Origin of the sequence: Streptomyces sp. CA-135486 (assembly GCF_050936555.1) — a bacterium.
Taxonomy (GTDB): Bacteria; Actinomycetota; Actinomycetes; order Streptomycetales; family Streptomycetaceae; genus Streptomyces.
The window spans coordinates 2,177,179-2,190,468 of sequence record NZ_JBNJMM010000002.1; the positions used below are offsets into that span (position 1 = coordinate 2,177,179).

Genomic DNA, 13,290 nt, shown 5'->3' on the forward strand with positions numbered 1-13,290 from the left:
CCGGTCAGCGGTCACGGATGCGGTCCCTGAGTGCGTCGCCGGCGAAGTTGCTCACGATGGCGATCAGGGCGACGGCTGCAGCGGGGAACACGGGGATCCACCACGCACTGAAGATGTTGGTCATGCCTTGGGCACTCATAGCCCCCAGCTCCGGCGCGGGTTGTGGCGCACCCAGACCGAGGAACGAGAGGCTCGAGAGCATCAACACCAGCGCCGACACGTCCAGGCTCGCAGTGACGATGGTGACCGGGATGGCTCCGGGCAGCAGGTGTCTGGTGAGCCGGCGCACCGGTCCGGCCCCCGAGATCTTGGCCGCCTCCATGTGGGGAGAGGCCCGCAGCTTGCGTACCTCGGCGCGGACGATGCGCGTGTACAACGGCCACCACACGATCGAGATGCCGACGAGGGTGTGGAAGTAGGACGGGCCGAGGGCCGCGACCACCGCGACCGCCAGGATCGGCCCGGGCAGCGCCAGGAACACGTCGGTGATCCGCATCAGGATGTTGTCGACGATACCGCCGACAGCCCCGGCGACGAGACCGACCAACCCACCGAAGACGACACCGGAGGCGACGACCGCGAGGGCGCCCCACCAGCTCGTGGACATGCCGACGAGCACGCGACTGAGCACGTCACGTCCCACCGTGTCGGTCCCGAGAAGATAGCCGGATCCGGGCGCGGACATCGGTGCCCCGGCCGGAACCAGGGGGTCATAGGGCGCGATGGCTTCCGCGAAGATCGCGATGAAGAACATCGCCGCCAGCGCGGCGAAGGCGACCCAGCCGGCCACCGGCGTGCCGTGGAAATACTGTCTGAGGCCTTGACCGAACCTGTTCCCGACCGGGACCAGATCTTTGGCGACGTAGGGCTCAGCTATGGCCATGACTCCTCCTCATCCTGCTCGTCCTCGACCCTGCGGTCACGGGCTCCTGATGGGATCCATCGGAAACAAGTGCACCTCTCGGTGGTGGCGTTGACAGTGCAATCACGTTGCTGGTTCATTGCGCGCGTATCGCGCGCGTTTCACGCAGGGGACTCGACCCGGCCAGCACCGCCGCGCACAGCAGGACGAGCCCTCCGCCGACGACGCACCCCGTCGCCCCCAGCACCCCGAAGAGCATGCTGACGCTGCCCGAGCCGCTGAACGAGCCCACCCCGCAGGCGATCCGGTAGGTGGCCACGGCGATCGACGGGTCCGGGCTGGTGGCGACGACCAGCACCGGTGGTGCTGCCAGAGCGACTCCGTCGACAAGCCCGAACAGCACAGCCGCGGCGAGGAAACCACTGAGCGAATGGGCGGCCAGAAGCGCGCCCAGGGCGATCACACCGAGCCCGAACGCCCACACCAGCGCTCGAGCAGGGGGGACCTTCTCGAACAGTGTGCCCGAGGTGCCGAGGACCACGATCTCCACCATGGAAAGCACGCCCAGGGAGCTTCCGATGCCGGCGGCGGTGAGACCCGCTGCGTCCCCGATCAGCGGGAAGGCGGTGTTTTCGATCCCACTGCGCAGGTAGTTGCCGAAGAGCCCCAGCGCGAGCGCGACGCGGACTGCTCGGCGGACCCCGAGTCGGGGCAGACCGATACGGGGTCGGCCGAGCTCGTCCGAGGCCGGCAGGCGCGGTAGCAGCAGGACCACCAGCGCGCCCGCCGCCAGGCCCGCTCCGCAGCAGACCGCGAAGGCGAGCCGGTAACCATCGATCCCCGCGAGCCGTGTGGCCAAGATGCCGCCGACCGGGGCGCCGACGGAGCCGCCGAGCATCTGCAGGCTCGCGTTCGAGCCGAGAGCGCGGTGCGGGCGAGCGCGCATCCGCACCGTCACCTGCAGCGCCGCGCCGGCGACCACCGCGCTGGCTGTGCCCTGGACGACCCGGGCGGCGATCAGCTCCGGCGCGCGGTCAGCCAGCCCGTAACAGGCCTCGCTGACCGCGAAGAGCACCATCCCGACCACGGCCGTTGAGCGAGCGTCGATCCGGGTGACGACCCGGGTTCCCAGGACGTCGACCAGGATCAGCCCGGCCGCAGAGCTCACGATGAAGACGGTGACGAGGATCGGGCTGAGACCCAGCTTGATCGCGTAGAGCAGCTCGATCGGCGCGGTCATGGCCATGACGAACCCGACCAGGATCATCGTCAGCGAATGCCCGGCCGACTCCCGGAACCGGGCAAGCGCGCTGTCGGCCGCGTACGCCGGCACGATCAACGCCGGCCGTGGGACGTGTGTGGCGCGGTCAACGCCCGCCTCGATCAGAACTCACGGAGGGTCTCGCGCAGGGTGGACTTGGTGTACTCGGTGCGCGTGTACCCGAGGCGCTGCAGCGCGGGCATCAGGCCGTCACAGATGGCGTTGATGTAGTTGCGGGACAGGTCCCAGCCGGGCTTGCTGATCAGGAAACCGTCGCCGCCGACCTCCTCCATCGCCTCGCCCATCTTCTTGGCGACCTGCTCCGGAGTGCCCACCAGCTCCAGACCCCGCTTGGCGCGGTGCAGCACCAACTCGCGCAGGGTCTTGGGGCCGGGGGTCCCGTCGCCCCGCATGAAGTACTCCAGGGATCCGCGTTCGCCGTTGGTGGTCAGGCCCTCGGGGAGCGGCTCGTCCAGGTCGAACTGCTTGAAGTCGATCTCGGTGTTGGACGAGATGCTCACCAGTGACTTCTCGATGTACGACGGGTGGTTGAGAACCCGTTCGACCTCGGCGCGGGCTTCGGCTTCGGTGGTGGCGATGGTGGGGGAGACGACGAAGAGGAGTTTGATCTCGTCGGGGTTGCGGCCGGCTGCTTCGGCGCGGGCGCGGATGTCGTCGCGGTATTCCTTCATGCCTTTGATGCCGGTGCCGACCGCGATGATCGCGTCGGCGGCTCCGGCGGCGAAGGCACGGCCGCGGGGGGAGGCTCCTGCTTGGAGGAATGCGGGGCGGTGTTGGGGTGAGGGCACGGTGTTGAGGGGGCCGCGGGACTTGAAGTACTTGCCGTCGAAGTCGATGGTGCGGACCTTGCGGTGGTCGGCGTAGGTGTGGGTCTTGCGGTCCATGACGACCGCGTCGGGTTCCCAGGAGTCCCAGAGCTGGTTGACGACGTCGAAGTACTCTTCGGCGACGTTGTAGCGCTCGTCGTGCTCGGGAAGTCCTTCGAGTCCGAAGTTCTGGGCGGCGCGGTCCTCGGCGGAGGAGACGATGTTCCAGCCGAACCGGCCCTGGGCGATGGAGTCGACGGTGGAGCAGGCGCGGGCCAGCAGGTACGGCGGGTAGAACGAGGTCGACATCGTCGCCACCACGCCCATTCTGGACGTGTTGGCGGCGACCAGAACGGCCAGCGGGACCGGGTCCTGCTTGGGCGCGAACGCCGAGTGCTTCAACGCCCCTTCCATGGTGCCGCCGTACGCGTCGGCCACCATGACGGTGTCCTCGATCATGATCAGGTCGAAGCAGGCCCGCTCCATCGACCGGGCCATGTCGACGTAGAACCTGCCGTTGGCCCAGTCCTTCACGTCCGGCGAGGCCCACTCGCCGTCCCACTCCGGCGGGATGAAGTTCATGAACCAACCCATGTGGAACTTCTTCGGCATGATGTCTCCTACTCGGTCGTGGCGCGGTGTTCTCTCGGAAGTGCCGCGATGTCTGCAGTGGGTTCAGAACTCGCGGAGCGTGTCGCGCAGGGTGGCCTTGGTGTACTCGGTGCGGGTCAGCCCACGTCGTTGGAGCTCGGGGACGAGGCCGTCGCAGATCTCGGTGATGTACCGGCGCGTCAGTCCCCTGCGGTGGATGAGGAAGCCGTCGCCGCCGACCTGCTCCATCACGGTTTGCATCTGGTCGGCGACCTGTCCCGGAGTCCCAATGAACTCCAGGCCGAACGAGCTCGCTGCGATCGCGAGCTGACGCAGGGTCTTGGGGCCGGGGGTGCCGTCGCCCCGCATGAAGTGCTGGAGGGATCCGCGTTCGCCGTTGGTGGTCAGGCCTTCGGGGAGCGGCTCGTCCAGGTCGAACTGCTTGAAGTCGATCTCGGTGTTGGACGAGATGCCCACGAGTGCCTTCTCCACGAACCGGTCCGACTCGCCGAAGCGTTGATGAGCGGCGATCGCTTCGGCTTCGGTGGTGGCGATGGTGGGGGAGACGACGAAGAGGAGTTTGATCTCGTCGGGGTTGCGGCCGGCTGCTTCGGCGCGGGCGCGGATGTCGTCGCGGTATTCCTTCATGCCTTTGATGCCGGTGCCGACCGCGATGATCGCGTCGGCGGCTCCGGCGGCGAAGGCACGGCCGCGGGGGGAGGCTCCTGCTTGGAGGAATGCGGGGCGGTGTTGGGGTGAGGGCACGGTGTTGAGGGGGCCGCGGGACTTGAAGTACTTGCCGTCGAAGTCGATGGTGCGGACCTTGCGGTGGTCGGCGTAGGTGTGGGTCTTGCGGTCCATGACGACCGCGTCGGGTTCCCAGGAGTCCCAGAGCTGGTTGACGACGTCGAAGTACTCTTCGGCGACGTTGTAGCGCTCGTCGTGCTCGGGAAGTCCTTCGAGTCCGAAGTTCTGGGCGGCGCGGTCCTCGGCGGAGGAGACGATGTTCCAGCCGAACCGGCCCTGGGCGATGGAGTCGACGGTGGAGCAGGCGCGGGCCAGCAGGTACGGCGGGTAGAACGAGGTCGACATCGTCGCCACCACGCCCATTCTGGACGTGTTGGCGGCGACCAGAACGGCCAGCGGGACCGGGTCCTGCTTGGGCGCGAAGACGGCGTTCTTGAGCGATCCCTCCATCGTGCCGCCGTACGCGTCGGCCACCATGACGGTGTCCTCGATCATCATGAAGTCGAAGCAGGCCCGCTCCATCGACCGGGCCATGTCGACGTGGAACCTGCCGTCGGCCCAGTCCTTCACGTCCGGCGAGGCCCCCTCGGACTGCCAGTCCGGCGGCGTGAAGTTCATGAACCAACCCAGGTGGAACATCTTCGTCATGTGTGTCTGCCTGCCTCTCCTGCTGCCTCCGCCGCGGCGAACGCCATCGCCGGGCTGTTCGGCACCGCGCCATTGCGTGCCTCGGTCCGTGGTGACCCCATGACATCCGGCGTCGATGTCACGTCGAAGGCGCCGTGATAGCCCACGCATTGCGCCGCTGCGACCGTGGTTCGCCCGTCGGGTCGACGGGGTGACGCACGCCCAGTCATCCCTCGTTCGCGGGGAGCATGGTGAGATGACACGAGGCGGCCCGACCGCCGCGGCCGTCGATGGAGTAGAGGAATGGCGCCTCGGTGGAGCAGCTGTCGATCCGCTCGCGGCAGCGCGGGTGGAACGAGCAACCCGACGGCACGGAAAGGGGGCTTGCCGGCTCGCCCGGCAGTCGCACGGGCGCGGCCCCAGGGGTGGGGATCGCGGCGAGCAGGGCTTTGGTGTACGGGTGCTTGGGGGAGGTGATGACATCCTCGGTCGGCCCCAGCTCGACGATCTGTCCGAGGTACATCACCGCGGTGCGGTCGGAGATGAAGCGCGCAGCGGCCAAATCATGGGTGACGAACATGACGGCCATCCCGAGCTCGCGCCGCAGGCCTTGAAGCAGGTTGAGCACGGACGCGGCCAGGGAGGCGTCCAGAGCGGAGGTGGGCTCGTCGCACAGCAGCAGCTTCGGAGGGACGATGACGGCCCTGGCGAACGCGACCCGCTGGCGCTGACCTCCCGAGAGCATGCCCGCCTTGATGTCGGCCACGTCCGGGGGAAGCCCCACCTGGCGCAGTGCCCGGTCGACCAGCTCCCGGCGGTCTGCCCTGCTGGTCTGCTTGATCAGCCGCTCGCCCACGATCTCGCCCACCGTCAGCCAGGGTGTGAGCGAGGCACCGGCATCCTGGAACACCATTTGAGGCTGGCCCCCGAGTCTCTCGACGGTCCCGCCGTCGGGCGCCATCAGCCCTGCGACGACACGGAGCAACGTCGACTTCCCCGACCCTGACTCGCCCACGACGGCCATCGACTCGCCGGGAGCGATCTCGAGGATCACGTTGCGCAGCGCGTGGAGCTGGTCCTTCTTGAGCAGCCCGCGCCTGACCGTGAACCGCTTGTCGATGCCGTTGATCCGCAGCGCGGGAGCGTCGTCGTCGACCTCGGCCATGGGTCGGAACGACGACGCGGCGGCGAGTATCGCCTCTTGCCTCGTCGCTCCGGGCACGATGCAGGCTGCGACACCCGAGTGTGTGGACGCACGGGTCAGCACCGGCAGCGTTTCGGCGCACTCATTGGTGGCCGCCGAGCACCGGGGGGCGAAGGCGCAACCACGCGGATGTGCCCGAGGGTCCGGAGGTTCACCCGGGAGCGCCGGGATCGGCCGGCCGGTCGGCAGGCCGAGATCCAGCCGGGCGTTCAGCAGGCCTACGGTGTAGGGGTGTGACGGGGCCCGCAGGACCTCGTCCTTCTTCCCGACCTCGGCCACCCGACCGCCGTACATGACCGCGATCCGGTCCGCCACCTGGGAGGCCACGCCAATGTCATGAGTGACCAGGACGAAGGATGTGCCGAGCTCGTCACAGAGGTCGCGGATGAGCGCGAGGACCTGAGCCTGCACCGTCACGTCGAGTGCCGTGGTGGGCTCGTCTGCGATCACCAGGTCGGGCTTGCCGGCGACCGCCATGGCGATCATCACGCGCTGCCTGAGCCCACCCGACAGCTCGTGGGGGAACGCCTTCATCCGCCGCCCGGGGTCCGGGATTCCGACGAGGTCGAGAAGCCGGAGCGCTTCCTCCTCGGACCCGGTCGCCTCCACCACCTGGCGACCGACGCGCATCGTGGGGTTGAGCGACGTCATGGGGTCCTGGAACACCGCGCCGAGGTGCAGCTTGCGCATGCGGCGCCGTTCCTCGTCCGACGCGGACACCATGTCGACGCCGCACACCTCGGCCTTTCCGGTGATCACGGGCATCGGGTCGCCCGCGAGCAGCCCGAGGAGGGCCAGACTCATCACGCTCTTGCCCGAGCCGGACTCCCCGACGACGGCGAGGATCTCGCCGGGGTGGATGTCGAGGGTAACGCCGCGCAGCGAGTGGACGGGCACCCCTCGACGCCTGAAGGTGACCGTGAGGTCCTCCACCCGAGCGCGTGTTGCGGTGAGTGGTGCGGCGAGTACTGCGGCACTGCCCGAATAAGTGCTGGTGCTGGTCATCGTTCATGCCTTCCTCAACCTGTCGGCGGTGAAGATGGAGGTGAGGTGGGAGTTCTGCTCCAGCACCTCCAGGTACGTGTGCAAGTGAGGCGCCGCTACCGGCTCAAACCCGTTTGATCTTGGCCGAGTTGAAGATGTAGGGGAGGTACGAATCGAGCTCGACGCCGCTGATGCCGGAGTGGGTGACGAAGTTCTGCGGGATACGGCACAACGGGACGAACAAGGCTTCGTCTGCGATGATCTTGGTGATCCTGAGGTAGACGTCGTTGGTCTTGTCCTCGGTGCCCTTGGTGATCGCCTCGTCCATGAGCGCGTCCACCTTGGGGTTGCTGTACTGGTACGCGTTCAGGGGCTTCGCGCCGGTGCGCAGGAAGATCCGCAGCGCGGTGTCCAGGTGCAGCGCGTCACCCCCCATCGTTCCCAGGATCATGTCCGGCCGCTTGGCAGCCGGCTGATTGCACAGGTCGAACCACTCCGCCGAGGGCATCGCCCGGATGGTGATCTTCAGCCCGGTCGGGGCGAGCTGGGACTGGATGAGCTCGGCCATCTGCTGGGCCGGTGCGCCGTTGGACGACACCCAGGCGAAGTCGACCTTCTTGTCCGACAACGAGGCGACCTTCTTGGTCAGCGGACCGAGGTCGACCTCCGGGGCGAAGGGCGCAAGCCCGTCGGGGAACATGTTCTCCGGCCAGAAGTTCTGCTGGACCGTGGTGAGCCCCTGGAAGGACGTCTTGACGGCCGTGGCGCGGTCGATGGCGGTCATCATCGCCTGCCGCAGGGACTTGTCGCTGAACAGTCCCGCGTCAGGGTTCATGTAGAGCGACATCATCGATGCGCCGGTGGTCGTCGTGACCGAGTACTCCTTGCTCTTCTTGTACCTGAGCACGTCGGCGATGGCGAACCCATGGCTGACCAGGTCGAACGCGCCCTGGTCCAATTGGAGCTTCTGGGTCGCGATCTCGGGAGTGACCTCGATCCGGATCGTCTTGAAGTAAGGCTGTTTGCCCCAGTAGCCGTCGAATCTTTCCAGGACGTAGTGGCTCGCCGGCACGAACTGCTTCATGACGTAGGGGCCGGTGCCCGCGTCGTGGGTCTTGAGCCACTTCTGGGCCTGGTCGCCGCTCGCCTCGTGCTTGGCGACCGCCGTGGGGCTGGTCACCAGCATCTTCCACGGGCAGGCGGCGTAGTGGAGGAAGGCGTTGTTGGGCTCCTTGAGCTTGATGACGAGGGTGGTCGCGTCCTTCGCCTCGGCCTTCTCCATCCCCTTCACCATGTAGGCCGGCCCCTGGTTGACCGCGGCCCGACGCTTGAAGCTCTTCACCCAGGCCTCGGCGTCGGCGGGTGTCCCGTCGTGGAATTTCACGCCCGGCTTCAGCAGGAAGGTATAGGTCAGCTGGTCGTCGGACACCGTCCAGGATTCCGCCAGCTGCGGGACTATCTCGGGAGTACCGGGCTTGTAGGTGACGAGGCCGTCGTAGCACGCGAGCATGACCTGGACGCCCTCGCCCTCGTACATGATGTCCGGGTCGGGGACCTGCATGTCCTGCAGGAACGGCATGCGCAGGGTGAGGTTGCCGGCGCCGTCCTCGGTGGCCCCTTCGCCACACGCCTGGATCAGGCTCATCAGGCTGACGCTGCCGAGCGTGATGCCGCCTGCCTTGAGCAAGTTGCGACGGCTCAGCTGGATGCGCGGCTCCGGGCTGCGCTGGTCTTCGGTCTTGGTGGACAAGGGGACCCTCCTACGACGGGGGCTCAGAGAGCGTTTGGACAGTGCGGTGAGGAAGGGGTGGAGGCGTTCGGCCGGTCTCCACGCTGTTTGAGCAGGATCAAAGCGGCGGTGTGTGACACTGCAGCGTCGTCATCGTGGCTTTCCTATTGCGCCTGGTTCGTGACAGATGAGGTCTGTGTAACGAAAGCCGCCGATGCCATGAGGGCGCCCGGAAGAGCCAGGTACGCGCGTCACAACGGGGGGCTCGGGCACGCCGTCTGTCCCGGCGGGCAGCCCCTGACCAGGGGTGCTCAGGCCCCGGAAGAGGGGCGGAGGGCAGTCTCCGGGGCGGCTGACAGCAGGTCACGCAGGCGCAGCAGGACCGTCAGCACCGCGGCCATCCCGACCAGGGAGGACAGCATCAGGGCGTTCCTCGTGCCGAGCAGTTCGGCACCCGCGCCGATCGCCACCATCCCGAGCGGCAGCGCGCCGATCGCCGTGCTGAGCACCCCGAGAGCGGCACCGCGTTCGGTGTCGTGTGCGGACTCGATCGCGAGGAGACTCTGCATGGACCCGAACCCGGCCTGGCCCGTCCCGGCCACGAACAAGGCGAGGAACGCGAGTCCGAACAGAGGCGCGGTGGAGAAGCAGAACAGGCCGAGCAGGGCAACCATCGAGCCGACCGCGAAGACCAGCCCGTGCCGGTGGACGGGCCGGGTGCTCAGGACGATTCCGCAGAGGATCTGGCCGCAGCCCGCAGCGGCGCCCAGGGCGCCGGCGAGCACGGCGTCGGTGGAGAACTCATCGGCCACGAGAGGTACCAGCGGGATGTAGCCGAACATGAACAGGTTCATCGCCACGGTCACACCCAGAGTGGCCAACAGGCGCCTGCTGCGCCGGGCGAGCCCGATGCTGGCGGCGGCCTGCGCGGCGATCGACACGCGCGCATCGGGGTCGCGCGGGGTGGCGTAGCGAGGACTGGGGACCAGCCACAGCAAGGCCGCTGAGACGCAGAGCAGTACGCCCATCCCTGCGAATCCCGCCCCCATGCCGACGTGGTCGATGAGCGCACCACCACCGAGGGTGCCGAACATGGCCGACCCCGCCTGTGCAGTGGACTCGATCGTCATCGCCTGCCCGCCGAAACGCGGACCTACGGTCTCGAAGATGAGGGGACGCTGCGCGGTCATGTTCACCAAGCCGCCGATTCCCAGCGCGAACATGAAAGGGAAGGTCATCCAGATCTCGACCCGTCCGGACTGGACGAGCCCGAACATCGCGAACTCGATGGGGATCAGCACCAGTTGGACGCGACGGACGAGTTTGCGGCGATCCAGCCGGTCGCTGATCACCCCGGCCACGAAGCCACCGGCGAGCATCGGAGCGAAGATGAGCGCGCCGACAACCTGGTTGAGGATGGGCGAACCGGACAGCTGGACCAGCAGGTAGCTCGTGGTGAACAGGCCACCCCACCGCGTGGTGTGCCAGATGAAGGAGCTCACGCAGAGGTAGCGGTAGCCGGGGACCTGGAACAGCGCCCGCAACGAGTTCGGCGGCGCGGGATCGGCCGGGTGCGGGGTGGATCGTGCTTCGTCCGTGGTCATCCGGCGTCCACCGCCCGTTGGATTTCCGCGCGCTCGAGTGGGGATCGGGGCACCGCCCAGGACGTCGAGGTCACGTCAGAACTCGAGCAGGTTGTCGCGGAACATCTCGTGGGAGTACACGGTGCGCGTCAGCCCGCGCCTCTGCAGCTCGGGCACAAGCCCGTCGCAGATCTCGCTGATGGAGCGCCGCGTGAGGACGTCCTGGGTGATCAGGAACCCGTCGCCGCCCACCCTGGCCATCACGTCACCCATCTGGTCGGCGACCTCGGACGGCGTTCCCAACAGCTCGACGCGCTGACCGGCGCTGGTGGACGACTGCACGGCGACCTCGCGGAGAGTGCGTTCCCAGTTGTGTGCGACGAACTGCTGCAGCGAGCTCTGGTGGCCGTTGGTCACCATCAGGGACGCCAGGTCCTTGATCGGGGTGTCCAGGTCGAAGACGGAGAAGTCGATGTCCGTCGCGTAGCCCATCCCGGCGAGGCGCGTCACCGGGTTGGCTGCCGCCTCCTCCTGGGCCTGCCGTCGACGGTCCACGGCCGCCTGATGGGTCTCGCCCAGGATCGGTGACACCAGGAACAGCACCTTCACCGAGTCCGGGTCGCGACCGTGCCCCTCGGCACGGGCTCGGACGTCGTCGCGGTACGCCTTCATCTGCTCGACCGTGGTCGCCGAGGCGATGATCGAGTCGGCGTACTTCGACGCGTAGGCCCGGCCCTTTTCCGATCCGCCCGCCTGGACGATGACAGACCTGCCCTGCGGGGAGCGAGCCGAGTTGATGGGACCCCGCGACTTGTAGAACTCCCCGTGAAAGTCGACCGGGTGCACCTTGGCAGGGTCGGCGAAGATCCCGTCCTGGTCCACCACCATTGAGCCAGGCCCCCAGGACTCCCAGAGCTTGATGACCAGCTCGGTGAACTCCTCGGCCATGTCGTAGCGGATGTCGTGATCAGGCTGGGCGTCGTGGCCGTAGTTCTGTGCCGCACGGTCCGAGCTTGCGGTGACCATGTTCCACCCGGCCCGGCCCCGGGAGACATGGTCCATCGTCGAGACGAGCCGTGCGAGCAGGTACGGGGGGTACTCCGTGATCGCCAGCGTCGCGACGATCCCCAGGCGAGAGGTGTTCTGGGTGAGGATCGAGGCCAGGACCGACGGGTCGAACTTGGGGACCGCGTACGCGTTCTCCACGTAGAAATCGTGCTTGCCCTGCCAGGCGTCGGGCACGAACGACGAGTCCTCGATGATGAAGTAGTCGAAGCACGCGCGCTCCAAGGAGCGCGCCATGTCGACGTAGAAGTCCGGGAGCATTCCCTCGGACTTGTGGGTGCCGATCCACTGGTCCCGCCAGCCGTGCACGCGATAGCCGTTCATGAACCAACCCAGGTGGAACTTCTTGGCTTGCAACCCGGCCTCCCGATCTCTCCACGCGACGACGGCGTCCGGTGCTGCCGTCGACCTTGGTACGGGAAACTAGACAGGCGGCGTGACACCGGCGGATCCCGACCGTTCCGCGGCGATTGCGCCGTCCAGGCAGTTCTGTCGACGGGGTCGCATCGGCGCAATGGAGGGTTTACTGCGCGAACCTGACCGGGAAATCCGCCGCTCCTTGACTGAGGGGGTCAGCATTCGTCTGCTGCTGTGGAGGACTAATCATGACGGTCGTTGTTGTCGGCAACCCCAAGCCGATGTCGCGTACCCGAGCTGCCGCCGAGCTGATCGCTCGCGAGCTCAGCGGGAGCGCGCCGGTTGCAGTTGTCGACGTGGTGGATCTCGGGGCCGGGCTGCTCGGATGGGGTGACCCCAAGGTGGCCGCGGCCAAGGCCACGGTGCTGGGTGCCGACTCGCTCGTGGTGGCGTCACCGACGTTCAAGGCCACGTACACGGGTCTCCTCAAACTGTTTCTCGACCAGTTCGGGCAAGGTGAGCTCGGCGGGATCCCGACGTTCCCCGTCATGCTCGGGGCCGGACTTCAACACGCGCTCGCGCCTGAACTGACCCTGCGTCCGGTGCTGGTTGAGATCGGAGCCAGCTGTCCCGCGCCGAGCCTGTACCTGATCGACTCGGAGTACGCGACCTCGCCGGACCTGGCCGCCTGGCTCGAGTCGGCCAGGAAGTACGTCCCGGCGGTGACGCCGTGATCCGCGCATCCGACGGGCGGTTCGACGACGTCTTGCTTCGGCAGGCGTTCGGCTGCTTCCCCAGTGGCGTGACCGCCTTCTGCGGGATGTTGGACGGCGTCCCCGAGGGGATGGCCGCCAGCTCGTTCACCTCCGTCTCGCTGGATCCGGCACTGGTGTCCGTCTGCGTGGCGAACACGTCCTCGACCTGGCCGCGGCTGGCCGAGGCACGTCGCCTGGGGCTGAGTGTGCTGGCCAGCGAGCACCGTTCGGTGGCGCGTTCGCTCGCATCGAAGAACGGTGACCGCTTCGACACCGTCGACTGGGTCGCCACCGGAAGTGGGGCGGTTTTCGTGCACGGCGCCACGCTGTGGCTGGAGTGCTCCATCTACGACGTCGTCGTGGCAGGCGATCACGCGATTGTGCTGCTGAAGATCGAGGCGCTCGACATCTACCCCGATGTCCCCCCGATTGTCTTCCACCGCAGCAACTTCCACGAGCTCGCATCGAGCGCATGAAAGCGGGGACGCCGATTGGCGCTTGCGCTGGGCTTCCGGGAGCTGGGTTCCCAGCTCGGCATTCGCCTCGGCGACGGCGGCTCGCCGGCTTTGGCCGGTGAGCCGCCATCTGAACTCGACCGAGCTGATTCACTGCGCCGTTGAGTCGGCGGACCGACCTCCGATCGGCACCAAGCCAAGCCTCCAGGATTGCCGTCCTGGAGGCTTTCGTATGCGGACCGG

The 13,290-nt window shown here is 67.5% G+C and carries 10 protein-coding genes; 2 read left to right on the top strand and 8 right to left on the bottom strand.

The features are described from left to right. Positions 1-4: 4 nt before the first annotated feature. From ACQEVG_RS29310 to ACQEVG_RS29345, 8 genes are all read right to left on the bottom strand, one after another. Entirely contained in the window at positions 5-883 is an 879-nt protein-coding gene (locus ACQEVG_RS29310) for an ABC transporter permease (protein WP_432989270.1), read from the bottom strand. Positions 884-998: 115 nt separating this feature from the next. Further along, a complete protein-coding gene (locus tag ACQEVG_RS29315; protein ID WP_432989272.1) occupies positions 999-2,195 on the bottom strand; it encodes an MFS transporter in 1,197 nt (398 codons plus the stop codon). Positions 2,196-2,245: 50 nt separating this feature from the next. Further along, positions 2,246-3,562 carry an NtaA/DmoA family FMN-dependent monooxygenase gene (locus tag ACQEVG_RS29320; protein WP_432989274.1) on the bottom strand — a complete coding sequence of 439 codons (1,317 nt, stop codon included), beginning with the start codon at positions 3,560-3,562 and terminating at the stop codon, positions 2,246-2,248. 63 nt (positions 3,563-3,625) lie between these two features. Then, on the bottom strand, positions 3,626-4,936 hold the full coding sequence (locus tag ACQEVG_RS29325; RefSeq protein ID WP_432989276.1) for an NtaA/DmoA family FMN-dependent monooxygenase: 1,311 nt from the start codon (positions 4,934-4,936) through the stop codon (positions 3,626-3,628). A 205-nt stretch (positions 4,937-5,141) separates the two neighbouring features. Continuing rightward, the gene (locus tag ACQEVG_RS29330; RefSeq protein WP_432989278.1) at positions 5,142-7,124 is read right to left on the bottom strand and encodes a dipeptide ABC transporter ATP-binding protein; all 1,983 of its coding nucleotides are present in this window, start codon (positions 7,122-7,124) and stop codon (positions 5,142-5,144) included. A gap of 103 nt (positions 7,125-7,227) precedes the next feature. Beyond that, entirely contained in the window at positions 7,228-8,853 is a 1,626-nt protein-coding gene (locus ACQEVG_RS29335; protein ID WP_432989280.1) for an ABC transporter substrate-binding protein, read from the bottom strand. A gap of 290 nt (positions 8,854-9,143) precedes the next feature. Further along, positions 9,144-10,436, bottom strand: a complete 1,293-nt coding sequence (locus tag ACQEVG_RS29340; RefSeq protein WP_432989282.1) for an MFS transporter — start codon at positions 10,434-10,436, stop codon at positions 9,144-9,146. 75 nt (positions 10,437-10,511) lie between these two features. After that, entirely contained in the window at positions 10,512-11,837 is a 1,326-nt protein-coding gene (locus ACQEVG_RS29345) for an NtaA/DmoA family FMN-dependent monooxygenase (RefSeq protein ID WP_432989284.1), read from the bottom strand. 248 nt (positions 11,838-12,085) lie between these two features. On the opposite strand from ACQEVG_RS29345, the gene ACQEVG_RS29350 reads away from it, so the two are divergent. Together ACQEVG_RS29350 and ACQEVG_RS29355 are read left to right on the top strand one after the other, a co-directional pair. Continuing rightward, complete coding sequence (locus tag ACQEVG_RS29350; protein WP_432989286.1) at positions 12,086-12,571, top strand: NADPH-dependent FMN reductase; 486 nt, start codon at positions 12,086-12,088, stop codon at positions 12,569-12,571. Continuing rightward, positions 12,568-13,068 carry a flavin reductase family protein gene (locus tag ACQEVG_RS29355; protein WP_432989288.1) on the top strand — a complete coding sequence of 167 codons (501 nt, stop codon included), beginning with the start codon at positions 12,568-12,570 and terminating at the stop codon, positions 13,066-13,068. The genes ACQEVG_RS29350 and ACQEVG_RS29355 overlap by 4 nt, the downstream gene beginning before the upstream one ends. The last annotated feature ends 222 nt before the right edge of the window (positions 13,069-13,290 follow it).